Source organism: Paenibacillus sp. JNU01, from assembly GCF_059130585.1.
The window spans coordinates 3,616,333-3,636,966 of sequence record NZ_CP169723.1 but is presented as its reverse complement, the minus strand read 5'-3'; the positions used below and the strand labels follow the sequence as shown (position 1 = coordinate 3,636,966).

Sequence of the window (20,634 nt, the reverse complement as noted above, 5' to 3'; positions counted from 1 at the left end):
CATTTGACGTTTGGGAACTGTCAGAAGGATTGATTAACCTGTAAATCTATGCTATTTTTTAGTCGTTAGTTTAATCAATAAACAAAGACGGAGAGAAGAGGGAATTCAGGTTTATTTTTTTTTGCAAGCGCTTTAATGAGAAGAACTGAATACGTAGATAAATCCGGCATCGTTAGTACCCAGTCTTCAAGAGCACGGGCGTAAAGTGGTGGGTTCTTTTACGTGCAGAAAAGAGAGGAGAATGGGGAAGTTGCATAGGAAAAAAGGACATTTTAACTCCCTCCGCAATCAGATCTTCATTGGTTTCGTTCTGGTGATGCTTGTTGTTCTATTGCTCGCAGGCATATCGGCTTATGATCGGGTAGCTGCTCTGCTGACAAGCAATGCGGAGAAACATATTCATCAAACCGCCGTCCAAGCCAGTGGCAGATTGGATGCACTCATTGCACAAGTGAACTCGCTGACCGCCCAGGTGGCGGATGATTCTTATGTGCAGCGTCTGCTCAGCGATGAGAAGCAAGGCAACCCGGCCACCTTCAATCAGCGTCAAGCTCTCTTGCAGATTGCAGGCAGTTATCAGTCTTTCATCAATGGTGCACAAAGTATGGAGATATACACAACCGGTTACCATCGCATCTTCCCTATGGATGACCGATCCCTCGATCTTAGAGTAGAACGCAGCTGGATAACCAAGGCGGATGAAGGAAAAGGCAGACTGGTATGGGCAGGTGATGATCCTGAAGACCCGGGAGTGCTGCTGGCTATTCGACGCATTAATCTGCTGGATCATTCTTTCGAACATGGAGGCTATATTGTGGTGCGGATGCAACGCAGTTTTTTTCAACTCAATGATTCCAATGGGGCAGATGGTTCGCAGGACTCGATCATGCTCTTGGATGGGGCAGGCGAAGTGGTGACTTCGAATCTGGAGATTAATCTCGATCCAAAAGCCATATTGGACAGCGAATCCGTCGTGCAAAACGGGGAGGAATCCTATATCGTCGTTCGACAAAAGTCTGAATTAACGGGATGGACACTTGCTGTGCTAACTCCGCTGCGGGAGACAACGGAAGGGGTATCCATCCTGAGGACGGCGCTTCTCGTTTCGGGAATCATTGGTGTCGCTCTGTTCCTGATCATGTCCTTCTTTCTGTCCACGATGATTACACGTCCGCTCATACGCCTGATGCGGGCCATGCGCAGTGCACAACCGGGAGCCATGAGGCCTAATCTAATGGTCAGCGCTACGATGGAGATCAACGAACTCAACAACGTATATAACCAGATGGTCTACAGGCAGAACGAATTGACCCGTGTGGTTCATGAGAAGGAAGTCATGCAGTCCCGGGCTGAGCTGAAGGCGTTGCAGTCTCAGATTAATCCCCATTTTCTATTCAACACGCTGGAGGCATTTTATTGGTCCCTTGAGGAAAAGGGAGACGAGGAGATGGCACGTATGGTTGTGGCGATGTCCCGATTATTCCGCTACACGATCTCCAGTTCGCAGCAGGATGAATGGGTTACGATTGCCGACGAGCTGGAACACGCAGAGCGGTATCTTCGAATTATGCAGATGCGGTTGGGAGATCGAATGCAATGGGAGATTGAGCTCAGCGATGCGGTGCGTAAGGTCCCCATTCCCAAACTGCTTATACAGCCCTTGGTGGAAAATGCGATTCTCCATGGCATTGAAAGTAAACTGGGACCGGGAAAGATAAGCATCCATGTGGATGCTTCGACCGAGAGAAACCTGGTTCGTATTGAGGTTAGGGATGATGGCCCAGGAATGGATGAATCACGTCTTCAATCTGTCATTCATGCTTTAGATGGTGGCCCCGCTGTATCCAAGAAAGGGACAGGTGTAGGGCTAATCAACGTACATCAGCGACTGAAGCTTTACTTTGGCGGCCAACTTGGTGAACGTTGCAAGCTCTCCATAACTAGTCAGGTTGGGGAAGGGACCGTCATTTGCTTTGAGATTCCCAAAGGGGCGGAGGGTGAATATGATTCATGACAAAACGATTCTTATCGTCGATGATGAACCGCGTACAAGAGAGGGTATTCGCAAGACACTGGAAGGATGGTCGGCAGGACGAAATCACATCCTGACCGCGGAGAGTGGCACCCAGGCCGTGGAGTGTCTCAGGAAACAGCCAGCAGATCTATTAATCACGGACATTCGCATGCCAGAATTCTCCGGCTTATCCCTCATTGAAGCCATTCAGCATTTTGCAAACAAACCTGTCGTCCTGATTATGTCGGGACATGCCGATTTTCAATACGCTCAGCAGGCCATTAAGCTGGGTGTCGTGGAGTACATGTTAAAACCGATTGATAAGGAACAGCTGCTGCAGACCGTCGAAAAGGCCTTGAAGTTTAGCGAACAACAGCGACGTATTCAAACGATGCAGGAACTGGTGGACCCCAAGCTGCTGGATGTTAAGGAGCGTGGGGAACAGAGACTCAATAGCCAGATCAGTGAAGCATTGGCCTATGTGGATACGCATCTGGGGGAACATGTGACCATGCGTGAAATTGCTGATTTACTCCATCTCAACTCCAGTTACTTCAGCGTATTGTTTAAGGAACAGATCGGCATCAATTTTAGTGAATATCTCACCCGGAAACGCATTCAGCGGGCAAAGGAGCTACTTGTGCAGACGACCCTGCCGATCTCGGAAATTGCCGAACAGGTGGGGTATCAGACGGATAAGTATTTTATCACGGTATTTAAAAGTCTGGAGGGGCTTAGTCCAAGCAAATATCGGCATTCCCTATCTGAATAAAATAACAAATAACCTCAAAAAAGTGGAGTTTTTCCAAATTACTCTGGTCTTATGGGGGCGATAGACCCATGCTACAATTTGGTTAAAGCGGTTACATTAACCGAAAAAAACCAAGGGGGTTGGGATAATGAGCAAAAAGACGATGGCCATGCTTCTGTCATGGACGCTGGTTCTCGCCGTAATTTTATCCGGATGTAACAGTTCAGGTTCGGATCAAGAGGGTGAAGCGGGCAGTAACGGCACAGACGGGAAAGTAACCCTCAAATTCATGCACCTCTGGCCGGCAGGCAGTTCTGCACAGCAAAATAAATTGGTCAACGATATCATCAAGCAGTATCAGACGGATCATCCGAATGTGACCATCAAGCAGGAAGTGCTGGAGAATGAACAATACAAGAATAAATTAAAAATTCTGTCTGCATCCAATGAACTTCCCGATGTGGGTGTAACTTGGGCTGCCGGGTTTCTGGAGCCTTATGTAAAGGGCAATCTGTTTGCGCCGTTGGATGATGTGCTTAGCGGCTCGCTTAGCGACAAGTTCATAGCCGGAACAACAGAAGCCTATGCGATTGACGGCAAAACATATGCCCTGCCTATCGAGTTAAATATCTCCCCCATTTATTATAACAAAGCCATTTTTGCGAAATATAACTTGCAGCCGCCAGCAACGTACGATGAATTCCTGAGTGTGCTGAAGACACTGACCGAGAACGGTGAGGTTCCGATCGCATTGGGCAATAAAGACCGCTGGACCGGCTCACTCTGGTATATGTATCTGGCGAATCGGTTAGGTGGAGATGCACTGGAAAAGGCGATCAATGGCTCCGGCAAGTTTGACGATCCTGCTCTCACTCAAGCTGCTGCCGAGGTACAAAAGCTGGTGGATATGAATGCCTTCAACAAAGGCTTCAACGGGTTGTCCAACGATGAGGGCAAATCCGAATTCATGAACGAAAAGGCTGCCATGTATCTGATGGGCACCTGGGAGCTGCCGAACTTCACGACCAACCCGGATATTCCACAGGAGTTCAAGGACAAGATCGGATTTTTCAAATTCCCAACGATGGAAGATGGCAAGAGCGATATTAACAGCTGGGTAGGTGGCCCAGGCGTAGGATTGTTCGTGGCCCAGAACTCCAAAGTGAAGGAAGAAGCACAGAAGTTCGTGCAATACTTTGTGGAAAAATGGGGTGAGAGTTCGGTGACTGAAGCAGGTGTTATCCCGGCAACCAAAGTGGATACGGCGACAGTACAGCTGCCACAGCTCTACATCGACCTGCTGAACGAATTGAATCAGGCCAGCAGTCTCACACTCTTTGCAGACGTGCAGATGAAACCGGCAGCCGCTCAGGCACATCTGGACATGATTCAGGCGTTGTTTGGCAAAGCGGTGACACCTGAGGACTTTGTGAAGAATCATCAGGCTGCGATTGATAAAGGCAATTGACGTACACGTGCTTGAACGCTTGAAGGGAGGATAATGTGATGGACAAAGTCATGTCCAACCGTCTCGTTGCTGCGTTGTACGTGCTACCTGCACTGCTTCTGCTGCTGATCTTGGTTTACATCCCGATTGTGCTCACCGGGTATTATGGGTTGATGCAATGGGACGGGATCGGTGCAATGACCTTTATCGGATTGGATAATTACGCCAGACTGCTTCAGGACGGAACATTCTGGCAGAGTGCGAATCATACTTTTTTGCTTGCTTTGTTCTCCGCGCTGAGTCTGATCGGTTATCTGATGATTGCTTTGGTGCTGTCAGGCAAGATTAAGGGTGCCAACCTGTTCCGCAAAATATATTTGATCCCGATGCTGCTGTCTTCGGTCGCGATCGCCCAGTTATGGCTGAAGATCTATCATCCCAGCAACGGTGTGCTGAACACCTTTCTGGAAGCGATCGGCTTCAGCAATCCGCCAGCCTGGCTGGCGGAGCCATCCCTGGTGCTGTATGCACTGTTCGTACCGATTCTGTGGCAGTATGCAGGCTTCTATATTTTGATCTATTATGCGGCCCTCAAAAACATTCCGGAATCTCTGGTGGAAGCAGCCCGGATTGATGGGGCAAGTCCTTGGCAGATCGCTTTTCGAATCAAGCTGCCGCTTATTACTGAAGTCATCAAGGTGACCGTAGTACTGGCTGTGGTAGGCTCACTCAAGTATTTCGATCTTATCTACGTGATGACTGATGGCGGACCGAATGGCTCCAGCGAAGTGATGGCCTCCTATATGTATCGTCAGGCGTTCCGTAGCTTCGACTTTGGTTACGGCAGTGCTGTAGGTTTCTTCCTGCTCTTGATCTGTCTGTTTGTTACCTGGCTGCTTCGCAAAGCGACGGCATCCAAAGATACGATCCAGTATTCCTGACGCATGTCAAATGAAAGGAGGTCCATCCCGGTGAAGACGGAAACGGCCGTTAGATTGCCAACTTACCCGGGGACAGACCGAGGTTCGGCATGGTTGAGAAGATTCGGCTATGTTCTACTATATTTCCTCTTGTCCCTGGTCGCTTTGCTGCAAATTTTGCCCTTGGTCTGGCTAATGTTATTCTCGCTTAAAAATAATCAGGAAGTATTCGACATGGCGCCTTTTTCCCTTCCTGCTACCCCACGTTGGGAAAACTATGTCAAGGTATGGACAGAGGGAAATATCAGCTTATACTTCTTCAACAGTGTATGGATTACGGTAGTCTCAGTGGTGTTCACCGTGCTGTTTGCCAGTCTGGTTACCTTTGCCATTACACGTATGCGCTGGAAGGGTCGTTCGCTGGTATTGGGGTTATTCATGGTGGGTCTCATGATCCCTGTGCACTCCACGTTGATTCCGCTGTTCAGCTTGTTCCTGAAGCTGCATCTCACAGATCATCCAATGTCAGTTATCTTGTCTTACATTGCCTTTAATATGCCAATCACCATTATGATTCTGCTCGGATTCTACTACGCACTTCCTCGGGAAGTGGAAGAGGCCGCAGTGATGGATGGTTGCTCCGTGCATCGGATTTTCTTTCGGATTATCTTGCCGATGACAGCTTCGGTTATCTCCACAACGGCAATCATCAACATGATCTATAACTGGAATGAGTTCATCTTTGTTAATACGTTCATCAGTACGGATTCATACAAGACCTTGACCGTGGGGGTACAGAACTTTATCGGTCAATATACAACGGATTGGGGAGCCATTGGTGCCACGCTGATGATTAGCATTATGCCGATCCTGATTGCTTTTCTCATCCTGAGTAATCGAATTGTAGAGGGAATTGCTGCGGGTTCAGTTAAAGGTTAAAAGGCTGAACGTCGAAGGTCCTTTCATCACTTGCTTAAAAGCGAGTGGGGAGGGGGCTTTTTTGTCTTCTAAAACCTTGGATCATCGTACGGAAAAAGGACTAGATGAAAACGCTGAAAATACCTATTTATGGAATTACAAAAAACTTTCAACTATTTTCGCAAAACTACTGCATTTTCAAACTACCTGTGCTAACATACCCTAAGAATTAAAGCCCACATGGGAAAGGTGAGAAAATGACAGCAATATCCTCAACCAAAGAGTCCCTTCGTTCTGATGCCAAGGATCTGAATCTGATTCGACTAACATGGCCTATTTTCCTGGAACTCTTCTTATTTATGTTGATGGGGAGCGTGGATACGCTCATGCTCAGCTCGGTATCCGATAATGCGGTCTCCGGCGTTGGAGCAGCCAATCAGATTATATCTATCGCTATCCTTGTACTGGAAGTCATTGGACATGGTGCTGCAATTGTAGTGGCACAATATATCGGATCAAAAAAGCTAAGTGAAGCAGCACAGGTTACAGGTAATGCCATTACACTGAACCTTATTGTGGGTCTGGTCCTGAGCGGAATCTTCCTTCTGTTCGGAGGACATTTGTTATCACTCTTGAATATTCAAGGCGAAATTTATGATTTTGCCCGTTCGTATATAAATATCGTCGGTGGCGGGATCTTCCTCCAGGCACTCATTAATGCGCTGGCTGCGACGATCCGTACACATGGTTACACCAAAGAAACGATGTACGTCGCTGTATTCATGAACGTGATTCACGTTGTTGGTAACTATGCATTGATCTTTGGTCACTTCGGCCTGCCGAAGCTTGGGGTGGAAGGGGCAGCCATCTCCACAGTAGGAAGTCGGTTTATCTGCCTGCTGATCTTCTTCTGGTTGTTGTATCGTGTGAGTGAGGTGCGGGTGGATTTCGAATACTACATTAAATTGTCCAAACATTTTATTGGCAAAATTCTGCGGATCGGCATTCCGTCTGCGATGGAATCGATGGTATATCACTCCTGCCAGCTCGTGTTCACACTGTATGTGACCTATCTGGGCGCAGAAGCCATGGCAACCAAGCAGTATGCGGGCAATATCTCCAGCTATATCTACCTGTTCAGCATGGCGATTGGTATGGGGACATCAATCATTGTAGGCCGGCTTGTCGGTGCGCGCCGCAAAGACGATGCGTACAAACGTGTTTTTGACAGTGTAAAATGGGCGCTTCTGGCCACGGTTATCATTGATGTAATTATCATTTTTTTCCGTGTGCCGCTGATGAGCATATTTACGGATAATCCGGAAATTATCAAGCTGGGTGCTCAAGTGATTCTGCTCAGTCTTTTACTCGAAACCGGACGTACCTGCAACATTGTTATCATTGGTTCCCTGCGTGCGGCAGGGGATGCGAAGTTCCCGGTATATATGGGTCTGATCTCCATGGTCTGCATGAGTCTGCCACTGGGGTACCTGCTCATATTCCAGCTTCATCTGGGGCTTGCTGGTGTATGGCTTGCCATTGCGGCGGATGAGTGGACCCGTGCAGTCATTATGTTCTTCCGCTGGAAGAGCAGAGCTTGGGAGAAACATGAACTGGTGGAGCATGATGACGAAGAGGTTGGCGCACAGCCGGTACCGGCTGTCTGACGAAGAATATGATGTGCGGATAAATAAAAGGAGAGTCAATGACGGAAAAGATTCAATCCGTGGTTGGCTCTTTTTTGCGTTCTCGGCAGAGGACTACCGAAGTGAAGTTAGCAAAAATGGTCAAAACGATACATACATCATTCACGTATAGTAAGGATATGGAAGGGGGATTTACCACAGTTGAGCCGTTACCGTGCAATGATTCAGCAAAGTTTGTTCTATATTGAAACCCATCTGCATGAAGAGATCGGGCTGGAAGAAGTGGCATCCGAGGCGTTGTTGTCGCCGTATCACTACCACCGGATTTTCCGTAATGAGGTGAGTATGACTGTGGTGGACTATATTCGTAATCGCCGGATGAGTCTGGCGTCCACAGCCCTGCGATCCACGGATGCAGGCATTCTGGACATTTCCCTGGCATGTGGATTTGAAAGTCAGGAAGCCTTCACTCGCGCATTTCGCAAATGTTATGGCATGCCACCAGGACGTTTCCGCAAATTGTTCGATCTGAAATTATTCGAAGGAAGAACCAGAGGAGGAGAAGTACAGATGAGTCAGACGTCAACGATTACAGGCTGGATGTTAACCGGAAGTCATCCGCAAAATTATGAGATGGGCATTGATCCTGCCGAAGTGCATCAGGGGAAAGCTTCAGGTTATTTGAAGGCAGTTACACCGATGGAGCCTAATGAATTCGCAACGATGATGCAGCAGTTCAGAGCGGACAAGTATGTAGGCAAGCGGATGAAATTATCGGGATTCGTGAGGACCGAGCGTGTGGAGGCGTTCTGCGGATTATGGATGCGTGTGGATAATAACGTTCATGATGTGCTCCAATTTGATAACATGCATGATCGGCCAATTACGGGTACGCAGCCATGGAACCAGTACAGTATTGTGCTTGATGTGCCGGAGGGCAGCGCGGTCATTTCGTTCGGGGTGATTTTGAACGGTAAAGGAAAAGTGTGGGTCGACAGTTTCCGCTTCGAAGAGGTTGATCTGAACACGCCGCTGACACATATGGAGACAGAGTATGAGATGTCGGACGAGCCGCTCAATCTGTCATTTGAGGAGTAAATGCTGAGGTGATCAAGAAGTTGTTGCCTAAAATCAGTAACATGAATTGGGAATCTATAGATCCAGGGCTGATCCAATCGCGGGTTGGCTCTTTTTGTTGCCTTTGGGGTATAAAGAAAGTAAAGCCAAGACTAAGCTGAGAGGATATGCACCTGTCATACAAATTGCAACTCATCCATAGCCAATTAACATAGACCTTGCTAACATAGACCCATAAACTAACCCATGACATAGATAAAGAGGATGGATTCCATGAATAAAAAAGTGCTCGTGGTAGATGACGAATCAAGCATCGTCAGTGCCATTGCTTACGCGCTGCGGCGCGAAGGATATGAAGTTGAGACTGCGAGTGACGGCGAAGAGGCCTTGGTTAAGGTCGCATCGTTTCACCCGCAAGTCATGATTCTGGACGTCATGATGCCCAGGCTCGATGGATACGGCGTATGCCGCAGGCTGGAGGACCGGGAGGATATAGGCATTATTTTGCTGACCGTCAAAAATGATATCGTGGATAAGATCGTTGGCCTGGAAATGGGCGCCGATGATTACATGACCAAACCATTCGAGATCCGAGAATTGCTGGCAAGGGTGAAAGCGCTCATGCGTCGTGTCGAGAAAAGCAGTCCACCACCTGACGATTCGAAGAATCAGGCCATCGTGAATGGCACACTGCGTATTCATGTTGCTCACCGCACGGTGACTGTGAATGAGGAGAAGCTGGATCTGACACCGAAAGAGTTTGATCTGCTGACCATTCTCATGTCCAATCCTGAGCGGGTGTACACACGAGACGATCTGCTGGATCGGGTATGGGGCATGGAATATGCGGGTGGGACACGGACCGTGGACATTCATATCCAGCGTTTGCGCAAAAAAATCGGAGATACGGATCAGCAAAAATTGCAGACCGTATACGGGATTGGCTACAAAGCATCTGCACCTGAACCAGGCGGGGCCATATGAGAGTCAGCATCAAGCTGAAGTTCAGTGTTTTTCTGGCAGCCTTGCTAATCCTGACCGTGGTTGTGCTTAGTTCACTGGTACTGCGCGGTATTGAACGCAATCAGCAGTCACAGATTGAAGGTATTCTATCGCAGCAGACACGGCTGGTGAACCTGAATGTACGACAGTCCTACTACACCGAGTCGGTTCATCTCGATCAGGACGTTTTTTTACAGCGAAATGGCCGTAGGCTGGCACAGGAGCTGGCCAACTCTACCGGATTGCCAATTGCACTCTATAACATGACAGGCCAGCAGGTGGGAGCATCCTTCGCCTCCGGCGAGAGTGAACTCGTACAGGAAACGTTGGACTATGCGCTGCAAAATAAAATAGCTTATCATGAGCAGGGCGAGACCCTGCTCTATGCCGCACCACTGGATGGCCCGGATGGACAGATGGGCGCTGTATGGATACAATATCCTGTCCAGAGTTACCATGAGTTCTATACTCGCATCCTTCAACTGTTCATATGGGCAGGAATTACCGTGGTTGCGCTGAGCTTCATATTAGGTTATCTGTTCTACAATCGGTTTGCCGTTGCGATTACCCGGCTGAAGAGGTCCGCAGATTCCATTCGGGAAGGGAACTACATTACGGAGTCTCCTGTAAGGCGTAAGGATGAATTGGGAGAGCTGGGGCAAGGCATCTATTATATGAGTACATCCATTCAGCAAAATATCACAGCCATGCATGCGGAGCAGCAGAAGCTGCAACTGGCGATAGAGAAGCTTCAGGCGCTGGAACAGCAGCAGAAACAATATATCGGTAACATCAGCCATGAGTTTAAGACACCGCTAACGTCGATCAAAGCTTATGTGGAGCTGCTCGACATGTATAAGGATGATCCGCAACTGCTTGATGATGCGACGAGTAACATTGGCAAAGAAACGGAGCGGCTGTACGAGATGGTGGAGAAAGTACTGCATTTATCTGCTCTGGAGAAGTATGACTTCGAGAACCAGGCCGAAGATGTAGAGGTCAGTGCTCTGCTGGAGGATGCCTGTGGCCGGATGCGTGGGAAAGCGGAGAAGTTTGCGCTGAACATGGAACTGGATCTTGAACCGGCGGTGATCCGCAGTGACCGGGAGAGTCTTATGCATATTTTCATCAACATGCTAGATAATGCCATCAAATATAACGTTCCGGATGGTGTGATCCGGGTGAAGAGCGAATTACAGATGCAGGAGCGTCAAGCGGTCATTCGCATCTATAACTCGGGTACGCCGATTCCGGCAGAGGCGCGGGAGAAGATTTTTGAACCCTTTTACACGGTGAACAAAGACAGGGCCAGAAAAACCGGCGGAACCGGGCTCGGATTATCTCTCGTGAAGCAATTTGTTGAAAAGCAAGGCGGTACAATCACCTTACTTCCAAGCAGTACGAGCGATTCTCAGAATGGGGAAGGCGTGACATTCCAACTCGTATTTCCTTTGGCTGATGCAAGTTTACAAGTTCGAAACAAGTCTGAATAACTTTGGAAGTATGCCGTGTGTATGCTTGGTCTAATAGCAAGAGGAACCAGGGGGGACCATGATGAATTGGAAAAAAGCAGCTTTGGGTACGTTCGGGGCCATTGCCCTGTTAACGACAGCAGCATGCGGGGGAACAACAGAGCCGGGGAGCAATGCACAAGGCGGAAAAACAGGCACCGATATTACGGTGAAAGATAATACCAACACGTCTGTGTACCAGAGCTTCAAGTTGGAGAAAATTGATAAATTGCCCAATATGCGCGGAATTGCATGGCTAAGTGACGACTGGATTGTATCCGACAAGGAGAATAAGTCCTTGAAACCCGTTACTGTTGAAGGTGAGGAAAGATACCCGCATAACTTATATATGTATGATCTAACCAAAGGTACAGACACGCCGCTCAAGGAAAGTGAAGTTAGCCTGGGTGCACCGCTGGTGTCACCGGATGCTCAGTACCTGTTCTATCGGGAGCCGGAGGAAAGTACGGGTAAAGGTTACATTCTGAATCTGCATAACGGGGAGACAACCCCTGCCGGTAAGGAGGATGGCTTCGTCCAAGAGGGTGCATGGCTGGATAATGAACATGTCGTTTTTCCCAATATGAAGGGTGATCTGATCTCGGCAAGTGTGGATGGAACAACGAAGGTGCTGGTGGAGACAGGCAATTTCAATGTACGGAGTATCAAAGTGTCAGGCAATATGCTCTATTATATTACGGGCGAAGACGGCCAGTTGAATGCATACGACGTGAAGACGGGTGACGTGAAACAGGTGCTGAAAAGTGTGGAATGGGTCATTCCTTCCAATGATGGAACAAGGCTTGCGATTGTGAAAAGAACGGCGGATACCAAACGGGCGCTGGTGCTCACCGATCTGGAAGGTAACGAGAAGGCCACACTCGCCAGAGGCACGCAGATCTTCGGCACCAGCTGGTCGGGTGATGATTCCAAGATTGCGTATACGATCAATTCCGAGAATGATAATGAGAAAGGGCTGTTCGTCTCCAACACGGAGTCGGCAGAACAGTTCCAGATCTCGGCGGATATGGACAACGCCTCTGACCCGCTTGCCTGGAGTCCGGAAGGCAATAAGATCCTGTTATCGCAGGCGGTATTGGAGAATGAGTCGTATCACTTTGTGACCTCGGTCATTACGATCTCGGAATAAAACAGTTCAGAAAGCCTGTTCCCGGGAAGGAACAGGCTTTTAGATATGCACTAATTCTTTGTTTTCAACAGTAATTTGACCGCTTCTGCACGCGTAGTTTTATCACTTGGAGCAAAGGTATTCAGCCCTTTACCGTTTAACATCCCGGCTTTTTGCATGCCAGCGACAGCTGCTTTGGCCCAAAGTGGAATCTGTGCATCATCTGCAAAGGTTGAGCTGGTGCCAGTTATCGCTTTTAATTGAAACGCACCGGCTACCATGACAGCCATCTCGGCACGGGTTACAGCGTCATTGGGGCGGAAAGCCCCCTCAGTGTCCCCCTGAATAAATCCTGCTTTCACTGCACGAGCTACAGCAGACTGTGCCCAAGCTCCTATTTTTGCATGATCGGTAAAAGATATTGCGGTTTCTGTGTATTCTGTTTGCAGTGCATTCATTAGCATCACCGTAAATTCAGCACGCGTAACGGATGCATTAGGCTTGAATGACCCATCGGAGAATCCACTTACGATACCTTCACGGACGGCTTCCTGAATGAAATCTTCCGCCCAGTGCCCGTTGACATCGCTAAATCCAATCTCTGCTGGCGCCTTGGGTTGTTCAACCGCAAAAACAGCAAATTTGGTGAAATGGTCTACGTCTACGTTGACTTGATTGTCATGAATTGAAGCTTCTCCCGCAGAGATCCACAACTTGTTTTGTTCATCAAAGTAGAATAGTCCAGCCTGGTGATTGGTTGGCAAGCTTGATGTATCAAAAGTCAGATTCAAGGTTACGTATTTATTGAAGTTCTGTTGAACATTCTTAAGTAACTCATATACCGGGCTGATTAATTTAGTCTGATTAGTTAGCAATTCCGAAGAATCTGTAATCTGGTCAATCGTGATCTTCATTTCTTGATTAGTTGCTCCAGCCGGGATGGTTACAGTGATGCCATCACCCAAACTCACTTGCCCAGCCTGCCCCGCAGCAAGTGTTAAACGTCCATTCGTGGTCGAATGGGTTATGGTATTAGGCGGCGAAGGGGTAATGCTCGACCCGTTGTTATTCTGGTTACCAGAGCCTCCGCCGCTGTTACCATCATTACCACCTGCTGGTGGCGTGGAATTAACACTCCATTTGGCATATAAGATCAGATCGGCTGTAATCTCTGTTTGAGCAAAGTTGAATGGAGTCTTCAACTCGGGGTCTGCGTACCAGCCTGCAAACATATAGCCGGAACGGGTTGGCGAAGCAGGTGCTGAAAGTTTCTTTTCGTATTCAACAGCTGCATCGGATACTGCTGATCCTCCGAGTGTATTGAACGTTACCTTATATGTGTTTGGTGCCCATTTTGCATACAATGTGGTCTCCTGGACAATCGATCTAGTATTCAGGTCAAATGGCGTACTCCATTCAGGCTCAGTATACCAGCCAGCGAAAGTGTGTCCTGCTTGGATTGGAATGTCAGGAGCTGTCACCAACTCACCATATGGGACCGTCTGATCAGGAACGACTGACCCACCATTAGTTTCGAAGTGAACGGTATAGGAGTTGACCGTCCATTTCGCATACAGCGTGATATTAGCGGTAACGGTGGTATTGCCGAAATCAAAAGCCTGACTCAGACCTGAATCGGTATACCATCCAGCAAAGGTGTATCCTGCTTTAGTTGGAACTGCTGGAACAATAACCTTGTCACCGTAGGATACTGTTTGTTCGTTTACTTCAGAACCGCCGTTACTGTTAAAGTTGATCGTTCGAGGCGTATAAAAGCTGAAATGCAGGGTTGTGGTATTGCCCGCACTATCGGTAACAATCAGTGCATATTCTCCTTCAGATTGAACCGTTTCTCCGTTGTTGAAGGGTGAACCGTTCAGAGTGGCTGTTCCTTCATTAAAAGTAATTGTTGGGCTTTCGTTGTATTTTCCATTATCAGTGACACCCAATACAACAGGAGCTGCTGTATCAATGGAAAAATACAACGTTGTACTGCCAATATTGTTGGTTACCACCAATGTATAAACCCCGTCAGCCGTAACTGTAGTACCATTTGCGAATGCATTACCATTCAAAAATGCGGTACCACTATTAAATGCAGGTGTTACCGTTTGATTATATATTCCACCGTCAGATATGCCGTTGACTATAGGAGGAGTGGTTTGCTCAATTGTTATGGTCACTGACACTGGAATACTTGTACCATATGGATTGCCGGCACTATAGGTAAAGCTGTCACTTCCAACATAATTGGCGTTCGGAGTATAAGTAAATGCCCCGTTAGCATTCATTACCAATGTTCCGTTCATCGGCCCGCTTTTCAGAATAGCGGTAGAACCGTCGCTATCATTGGAAAGTACGCCTGGTGCAGACTCAGCCAAAGTGGAGTTTTGGTTCGTGGTATAGGTGTCTTCGATTGCTTCCGGAAGCCGTCCACCGTCCAAGTTGGGGAACGTTCCTGCGTTAGCAATATAATAAACCAAGTTGGATTGGCTGCTGTTTAAATTAGGTACTTTAAAATTCACCTGACCATCGCCCCCAAACCTGGTGCTCAACAGACTAAACAGGGGCTGGTTATCGTTAGTGCCAAGAGTGGAACCATTCGCCAATATCCAGTTTTTTGTCGAAAGACTGACTAACATGGGAATGATCTCACCAATGTACTCGCTACCTGTACCATTCTCGGCATGGTTAGCTTGGTTTGTAAATATAGCGTAATGTACACCATTAATCTCTGGGAAGTTAGGCAACTTGAATTCATTCGGTGTGTCTGATCCGTAGGTTGTACCAATCATTTCATATAGATCCGAATATACGGAGGTATTAACGTTCTGCCCTTCAGCAGTTAGCCAACCCGTGGGAGAGAAGGAATATGGAAATAGGCGAACCTCGCCTAACACAGCATTTCGGGTGTATAAAACATCGGGGTCTCGGGAAGGGAATATACCATTCATAGCTATGTAATAGCCCAACCCTTCTGGTGCAGCATTAGTAAGGTTAGGTAAGGCAAATGTTGTTTTTCCGTCGCCGCCATAATTATTGCCAAGCAACGAGTAGAGGGCTGTATTTTGGGTTAAAGAGAGCGTCTGTCCTCTGGCGGGCATCCATCCTGTAGGGACCGCACTGTAAGGGAATGATCTGATCTCACCAAGATAGGGATCTGCAGCCGCGGCATGGACTCGCTGTATAATGTTAGGATTATTCCATAGACCGCTTAGTCCAATCAGGAATACTAACCATAGGAAGCTTACTTTTTTTAATAGTGTTATACGCATGACTCATTCCCCATTTTCCATTTAAATATGTTACGTTATGGTTATTCCTGTCCACTGTACTTTCCTAATTCATAGTGGTAAGCCATATAATGATGAGCATAGTTTAATGGATATGAGAGCAAAAATGAATACGATTATAGTTCAAATTCGAAATATATTTTTTGGATTTTCCAGAGACAAATCATTTATGGTTGAAATGTTCCATATCTTTCATCCCTTTCTATACATTTATATTGACTAAGCTATTCCGCTTCCGATAAACTAGAATGCAGGAATATAAGTCGAATGTCAGACAGCAGTTCGAGACGAAGTTTCGGGCGGCTGTTTCTTTTCTTTTTACAAGTAAGGGTGCAACGTAGTCGTCTTGCCGGATGATCCGGCTCATAACAACATGGAATAGGAACAGGTGATATACATGTGTAACAGCGCGTATCGCGTGCTTTTATATTATAAGTTCGTGAAGATTGAAGACCCCGAGACGTTTACACAAGAGCATTTGCAATACTGCAAGGACCTCGGTGTGAAAGGACGTATCCTGATCGCATCCGAAGGCATTAACGGCACGGTATCCGGTACGCCGGAACAGACGGAACAGTATATGAAAGACATGCATGCGAACCCGCTGTTCAGCGATATGGTGTTCAAGATTGATGATGTGGAAGAACATGCATTCAAAAAAATCTTTGTTCGTCACAAAGCAGAGTTGGTTACGTTCCGCGTAGACGAAGATCTGGATCCAAATGTGATTAGTGGCAAACGCCTCTCACCGAAAGAGTTCCATGAGCATCTGCAACGGGATGATGTCATCGTTATCGATGGTCGCAATGATTATGAATACGAAATCGGCCATTTCCGCGGCGCCATCCGTCCAGATGTTGAGTCGTTCCGTGAGTTCCCGGAGTGGATTCGCGAGAACCTGGGTGACATGAAAGATAAAACGATTATTACCTACTGCACGGGTGGTATTCGCTGCGAGAAGCTGACCGGATTCATGATTAATGAAGGATTCCAGGACGTGGCTCAATTAGACGGCGGTATTGTCACGTATGGTAAAGATCCAGAAGTTCAAGGCCATCTATTCGATGGTAAATGTTACGTGTTTGACGAGCGGATCTCTGTACCGATTAACCGGACAGAAGAGGATATTGTCATTGCCAGCTGTTATCACTGTGGAACCACACATGACCGATATATTAATTGTCCAACCTGCAACCTGCAGCACGTAAGCTGCGAGGATTGCGAAGAGACGCATAACCGCTTTTGTTCGGATGCCTGCCGGGAGGCAGCACCGGTACACGCATAAGCAGGAGAGCAGGTGCTGATCGTGAAGCGCGAAGAGGAACGAACTACGCGTGAACGGATTTTGTTCATGCTGAAGCAGCAAGGTACATTGACCGCGAGGGAAATGACAGCTGATCTGGGTCTGACCGGCATGGCCATCCGTCGTCATCTGACAGCACTGGAGCAGGACGGCTGGATCGAGGTTCGGGAGGCCCGGGCTACGGCTGGACGTCCATCCTCGGTGTACCAATTGACGGTACGCGGGGACAGCTTTTTTCCAAAATCATATTCGTCCCTTACGCTGGAACTGCTTGAAGAATTGTCTGAATCAGCCGGGAGCGGTGTGGTGGATGCATTGTTCGAGAGTCGCCGGGACAAGCTGCTCCGCAGCGGATTGCCACAGATGGAGGGCCAGGATTTGGCCGGACGAGTGGAGGAACTCGCGCGAATTCAGAATGCCAACGGATATATGGCGGATGCGTCCAGAGAAGAAGATGGAACCTACGTCATTACGGAAATGAACTGCCCGATTGTGCAAGTTGCGAGTGTATACAAGCAGGCTTGTCGCTGTGAACTGGAATTGTTCCGCTCGCTGCTTCAAGCGGAGGTGGAGCGTACCGAGTGTTACGCCGATGGCGGCAAAAGGTGCAAGTATGAGATTCGCGAAGCGTCAGGGAATTAACGGTTTATACACAAGAGATTGTTTCGATTCGTCGAAATAGTCTCTTTTTTTGGATAATAATGACGTAAAAACGTTATTTTTGCAGTGAGATACGTGATATAATCTGAGATAACACCAGATTCTTATACATAACTCTATGTTAGATGGGAGGCGTTAATGATGCATGAACCCGAACCGGCTTTGAAAAAGGCCATGAATCTATTGAAGGAACTGAGCGAGGATGAAGAGTTCCGCGAACAGTATGAAGCACGTCAAAAGTTTTTACGGGATCAGATATCCATGATTGAGGGCGCACGAGAAGAGGGTCTCAAGAAAGGCATGGAGGAAGGAATTCAAAAAGGAATCGAAGAAGGTGAAGCTGAAGCAAGCGGAAAATTGCATTGAATATGCTCACCTTGGGTCTTGATCAAGAGACCATTGTCAAAGCGACGGGACTAACCTCTGCTGAGCTAAAAGCAATTCAAGAAGAAAAATAAGCTATCTATATGAGGCTGCTCGCATAACATGTGGGTTGCCTTTTTTGATCTTATGTAATATTTCCTATCACAATCAACCGATGAGAGTAAATTGGAAGCGGTTCAACCATTGACGTATATCGGGACGCCCCTTAATATTAGGGGAACAATAAAACACTAACACGATTTATGGACTTCAGTCGCATGACAAAAGTCTATATTTGTCTGCTTTTGTCGATCAAAGCAACAATGCGTTGAAGCGTTTGTTTTGTCCCACCCTATCGTGTCAATGGAATCTCGATAAGGGTAACCACATTTTATAAGATGGAGAGGGGTTCTCACACATGAAAAAGAAATTTTGGATGTCACTGATGATGGTTGCTTCAATGATCGTTGCGGCAGGTTGCGGAAATAACAGCGGTACAGGCTCGGAATCCGAAGGATCGGGGAGTACAACAGGTGGAGGCAGCGAGGAAAAATCATACCAGATTGCCATCTCCCAGATTGTTGAACATCCATCCCTGGATGCTACACGCGAAGGTTTCATCGCAGCCCTGAAGGATGCGGGTATTGAAGAGAACAAGAACCTCAAAATCGATTACAATAACGCGCAAGGTGATTCGACGAACAACCTGTCCATTGCACAGAAAATCTCGGGTGACTCCAAAAATGATCTCGTACTCGGAATCGCAACACCATCGGCGCTGGCTCTGGCTCAGCAAGTGAAGGACAAGCCATTGCTGTTCGCGGCGGTAACAGACCCACTGGGTGCCAAACTGGTAACTGATATGGACAAGCCGGGCGGCAATGTTACAGGTGCATCCGACACGAACCCGGAGGCTATCGTACAATTGGCTGACTTTATCGCCAAAAATCTGCCGGATGTAAAAACGGTAGGCTTGGTCATTAACGAAGGTGAACCGAATGCAGTGGTTATGGCAGATAACGCAGAAAAAGCGCTCGCAACCCATAATATCAAGCTGGTGAAAGCACCGGTCACGAATACATCTGAAGTTAAACAGGCAACGGATTCTCTGGTTGGCAAAGTAGATGCCTTCTACATTACGCTTGATAACTCTGTCGTAAGTGCGGTGGATACGATCATCCAAACGGCGAACAGTAACAAAATTCCGTTCTTCTCCAGTGATCGGGATACGGTTGAAAAAGGAGCTTTCGCAACGGTAGGCTTCAAATATTATGACCATGGATATCAGGTGGGTGAGATGGCTGCGGACATTCTGAAGAATGGTACGAATCCTGGTGATATGAAAGTCACCGTTCCAGACAAACTGGATCTGATCCTGAACCTGAAAGCAGCGGAAGCCCAAGGCATCACGGTTACGGATGAGATGAAGGCGGAAGTAAAAGACCAAGAAAACAACATTATTCAATAGAATCAATTCATAATACCTTTAGCTACTTCAATCAAGGGTAGATATAGATCAAAACGATTCAATTTGTCTATATCTAGTTACAGAAACAATAATTTAATGAGTTATGAGATTGATTCAATAATCTGATCGGATCATCATCCGGCAGTATGGATGCGAGGCGAACGTGCAACGGGTTCGCCTCATTCTTTTCGATAGACAGGGAGGAAGTAACGTGAGTATAAGCTGGAATTCAATTGAAGGAGCAATCGAGCTGGGACTTTTATATGCACTGATGGCTCTTGGTGTGTATATTACGTTCCGCATACTCGATTTTCCTGACCTTACCGTAGACGGAAGTTTTACAACAGGAGGCGCAATCGCGGCGGTGATGATCTCCAATGACTTCTCTCCTTGGCTTGCCTGTCTTGCGGCAATGGCTGGCGGCATGGTGGCCGGGGCTTGTACAGGTCTGCTTCATACCAAAGGCAAGATTAACGGGTTGTTATCCGGGATCTTGATGATGATCGCGCTCTACTCCATTAATATGCGTATTCTTGGCGCACCGAATAAATCCATTATGGGTATGGATAATCCATTCTCAGGTGAGCATGTCATGGTGCTTATTATTATCGTGGTACTCGTGTTCAAAATCATGCTCGATCTGTTCATGAAAACAGATGTTGGCCTGGCGCTCCGTGCCACAGGGGATAACAAACGCATGATTCGCAGCTTTGGTGCAAATACGGATGTAACGACGATTGTAGGTGTCAGCTTATCCAATGGATTGGTAGCTCTGTCTGGGGCATTTATTGCCCAGCAATCCGGTTTTGCGGACATCACAATGGGTATTGGTATGATCGTCATTGGACTGGCTTCCGTCATCATTGGTGAAGCCATCCTTGGTGCAAGAACGGTGTTTTGGGCTACACTTGCAGCAATCGTTGGTTCAGTTATTTACCGGATTGTGGTTGCACTTGCCCTACAGGTCGAATGGTTTGATACATCTGATCTGAAGTTGATTACCGCGGTGATCGTCATCATTGCCCTTGTATTCCCAACGATGCAGCGTTCCATGAAGCAGCGGAGTCTGGCTCGCAAACGAACAGAAGAGTTGATGCGATCCGGGGGTCAACAGGCGAAGGGAGGTATGTGA

17 protein-coding genes are annotated in these 20,634 nt (G+C 47.5%); 16 read left to right on the top strand and 1 reads right to left on the bottom strand.

All coding sequences use genetic code 11. The features are described from left to right. The first annotated feature begins 250 nt into the window (after window positions 1–250). The 10 genes from NLBNIHML_RS15775 (at window position 251) to NLBNIHML_RS15730 (ending at window position 12,436) form a co-directional block, all read left to right on the top strand. Window positions 251–2,014 (top strand): cache domain-containing sensor histidine kinase, encoded by a 1,764-nt coding sequence (locus tag NLBNIHML_RS15775; protein ID WP_494352260.1) that lies wholly within the window; start codon window positions 251–253, stop codon window positions 2,012–2,014. Continuing rightward, window positions 2,004–2,786: a response regulator transcription factor gene (locus NLBNIHML_RS15770; protein WP_339305036.1), complete on the top strand. Its 783-nt coding sequence runs from the start codon at window positions 2,004–2,006 to the stop codon at window positions 2,784–2,786. The genes NLBNIHML_RS15775 and NLBNIHML_RS15770 overlap by 11 nt, the downstream gene beginning before the upstream one ends. Window positions 2,787–2,913: 127 nt before the next feature. Beyond that, a complete protein-coding gene (locus NLBNIHML_RS15765; RefSeq protein WP_494352259.1) occupies window positions 2,914–4,233 on the top strand; it encodes an extracellular solute-binding protein in 1,320 nt (439 codons plus the stop codon). A 38-nt stretch (window positions 4,234–4,271) separates the two neighbouring features. Beyond that, a complete protein-coding gene (locus tag NLBNIHML_RS15760; RefSeq protein ID WP_339238588.1) occupies window positions 4,272–5,153 on the top strand; it encodes a carbohydrate ABC transporter permease in 882 nt (293 codons plus the stop codon). A gap of 54 nt (window positions 5,154–5,207) precedes the next feature. After that, window positions 5,208–6,071, top strand: a complete 864-nt coding sequence (locus NLBNIHML_RS15755; RefSeq protein ID WP_342573498.1) for a carbohydrate ABC transporter permease — start codon at window positions 5,208–5,210, stop codon at window positions 6,069–6,071. A gap of 236 nt (window positions 6,072–6,307) precedes the next feature. Then, window positions 6,308–7,717 (top strand): MATE family efflux transporter, encoded by a 1,410-nt coding sequence (locus tag NLBNIHML_RS15750; protein WP_339238586.1) that lies wholly within the window; start codon window positions 6,308–6,310, stop codon window positions 7,715–7,717. Window positions 7,718–7,897: 180 nt separating this feature from the next. Continuing rightward, the gene (locus tag NLBNIHML_RS15745) at window positions 7,898–8,794 is read left to right on the top strand and encodes a helix-turn-helix transcriptional regulator (RefSeq protein ID WP_342571343.1); all 897 of its coding nucleotides are present in this window, start codon (window positions 7,898–7,900) and stop codon (window positions 8,792–8,794) included. 252 nt (window positions 8,795–9,046) lie between these two features. Beyond that, complete coding sequence (locus tag NLBNIHML_RS15740) at window positions 9,047–9,757, top strand: response regulator transcription factor (RefSeq protein WP_339238580.1); 711 nt, start codon at window positions 9,047–9,049, stop codon at window positions 9,755–9,757. Beyond that, on the top strand, window positions 9,754–11,268 hold the full coding sequence (locus NLBNIHML_RS15735) for a sensor histidine kinase (protein ID WP_339238578.1): 1,515 nt from the start codon (window positions 9,754–9,756) through the stop codon (window positions 11,266–11,268). Before NLBNIHML_RS15740 ends, NLBNIHML_RS15735 begins: the two co-directional genes overlap by 4 nt. A gap of 58 nt (window positions 11,269–11,326) precedes the next feature. After that, window positions 11,327–12,436, top strand: coding sequence for a hypothetical protein (locus tag NLBNIHML_RS15730; protein ID WP_339238576.1), 1,110 nt, complete (start codon window positions 11,327–11,329; stop codon window positions 12,434–12,436). A 50-nt stretch (window positions 12,437–12,486) separates the two neighbouring features. Here the strand turns inward: NLBNIHML_RS15730 and NLBNIHML_RS15725 are convergent, their stop codons facing one another. After that, a complete protein-coding gene (locus tag NLBNIHML_RS15725) occupies window positions 12,487–15,690 on the bottom strand; it encodes an InlB B-repeat-containing protein (protein WP_494352258.1) in 3,204 nt (1,067 codons plus the stop codon). 415 nt (window positions 15,691–16,105) lie between these two features. Between NLBNIHML_RS15725 and trhO the strand changes: the two genes are divergently transcribed. The 6 genes from trhO to NLBNIHML_RS15695 all read left to right on the top strand — a co-directional run bounded on the left by trhO (window position 16,106) and on the right by NLBNIHML_RS15695 (window position 20,634). Then, window positions 16,106–16,993 (top strand): oxygen-dependent tRNA uridine(34) hydroxylase TrhO, encoded by an 888-nt coding sequence (trhO, locus tag NLBNIHML_RS15720; protein ID WP_124116691.1) that lies wholly within the window; start codon window positions 16,106–16,108, stop codon window positions 16,991–16,993. 12 nt (window positions 16,994–17,005) lie between these two features. Beyond that, the gene (locus NLBNIHML_RS15715; RefSeq protein WP_339238573.1) at window positions 17,006–17,653 is read left to right on the top strand and encodes a helix-turn-helix transcriptional regulator; all 648 of its coding nucleotides are present in this window, start codon (window positions 17,006–17,008) and stop codon (window positions 17,651–17,653) included. A 156-nt stretch (window positions 17,654–17,809) separates the two neighbouring features. Beyond that, window positions 17,810–18,037, top strand: a complete 228-nt coding sequence (locus tag NLBNIHML_RS15710) for a hypothetical protein (RefSeq protein ID WP_494352257.1) — start codon at window positions 17,810–17,812, stop codon at window positions 18,035–18,037. Window positions 18,038–18,039: 2 nt separating this feature from the next. Then, window positions 18,040–18,129: an Rpn/YhgA-type helix-turn-helix domain-containing protein gene (locus tag NLBNIHML_RS15705; protein ID WP_494352256.1), complete on the top strand. Its 90-nt coding sequence runs from the start codon at window positions 18,040–18,042 to the stop codon at window positions 18,127–18,129. Between the two features lie 323 nt (window positions 18,130–18,452). Then, window positions 18,453–19,502: an ABC transporter substrate-binding protein gene (locus NLBNIHML_RS15700; protein WP_315938603.1), complete on the top strand. Its 1,050-nt coding sequence runs from the start codon at window positions 18,453–18,455 to the stop codon at window positions 19,500–19,502. A 271-nt stretch (window positions 19,503–19,773) separates the two neighbouring features. Next, window positions 19,774–20,634, top strand: a complete 861-nt coding sequence (locus tag NLBNIHML_RS15695) for an ABC transporter permease (protein WP_445252667.1) — start codon at window positions 19,774–19,776, stop codon at window positions 20,632–20,634.

Excerpts from the sequence above, each read along its gene's own strand:
- NLBNIHML_RS15740 (WP_339238580.1), top strand. The coding sequence starts at position 9,047 with ATGAATAAAAAAGTGCTCGTGGTAGATGACGAATCAAGCATCGTCAGT.
- NLBNIHML_RS15710 (WP_494352257.1), top strand. The coding sequence starts at position 17,810 with ATGATGCATGAACCCGAACCGGCTTTGAAAAAGGCCATGAATCTATTG.
- NLBNIHML_RS15725 (WP_494352258.1), bottom strand. The coding sequence starts at position 15,690 with ATGCGTATAACACTATTAAAAAAAGTAAGCTTCCTATGGTTAGTATTC.
- NLBNIHML_RS15705 (WP_494352256.1), top strand. The coding sequence starts at position 18,040 with ATGCTCACCTTGGGTCTTGATCAAGAGACCATTGTCAAAGCGACGGGA.
- NLBNIHML_RS15700 (WP_315938603.1), top strand. The coding sequence starts at position 18,453 with ATGAAAAAGAAATTTTGGATGTCACTGATGATGGTTGCTTCAATGATC.
- NLBNIHML_RS15770 (WP_339305036.1), top strand. The coding sequence starts at position 2,004 with ATGATTCATGACAAAACGATTCTTATCGTCGATGATGAACCGCGTACA.
- NLBNIHML_RS15735 (WP_339238578.1), top strand. The coding sequence starts at position 9,754 with ATGAGAGTCAGCATCAAGCTGAAGTTCAGTGTTTTTCTGGCAGCCTTG.
- NLBNIHML_RS15730 (WP_339238576.1), top strand. The coding sequence starts at position 11,327 with ATGATGAATTGGAAAAAAGCAGCTTTGGGTACGTTCGGGGCCATTGCC.
- NLBNIHML_RS15765 (WP_494352259.1), top strand. The coding sequence starts at position 2,914 with ATGAGCAAAAAGACGATGGCCATGCTTCTGTCATGGACGCTGGTTCTC.
- NLBNIHML_RS15760 (WP_339238588.1), top strand. The coding sequence starts at position 4,272 with ATGGACAAAGTCATGTCCAACCGTCTCGTTGCTGCGTTGTACGTGCTA.
- NLBNIHML_RS15750 (WP_339238586.1), top strand. The coding sequence starts at position 6,308 with ATGACAGCAATATCCTCAACCAAAGAGTCCCTTCGTTCTGATGCCAAG.
- trhO (WP_124116691.1), top strand. The coding sequence starts at position 16,106 with ATGTGTAACAGCGCGTATCGCGTGCTTTTATATTATAAGTTCGTGAAG.
- NLBNIHML_RS15695 (WP_445252667.1), top strand. The coding sequence starts at position 19,774 with ATGGCTCTTGGTGTGTATATTACGTTCCGCATACTCGATTTTCCTGAC.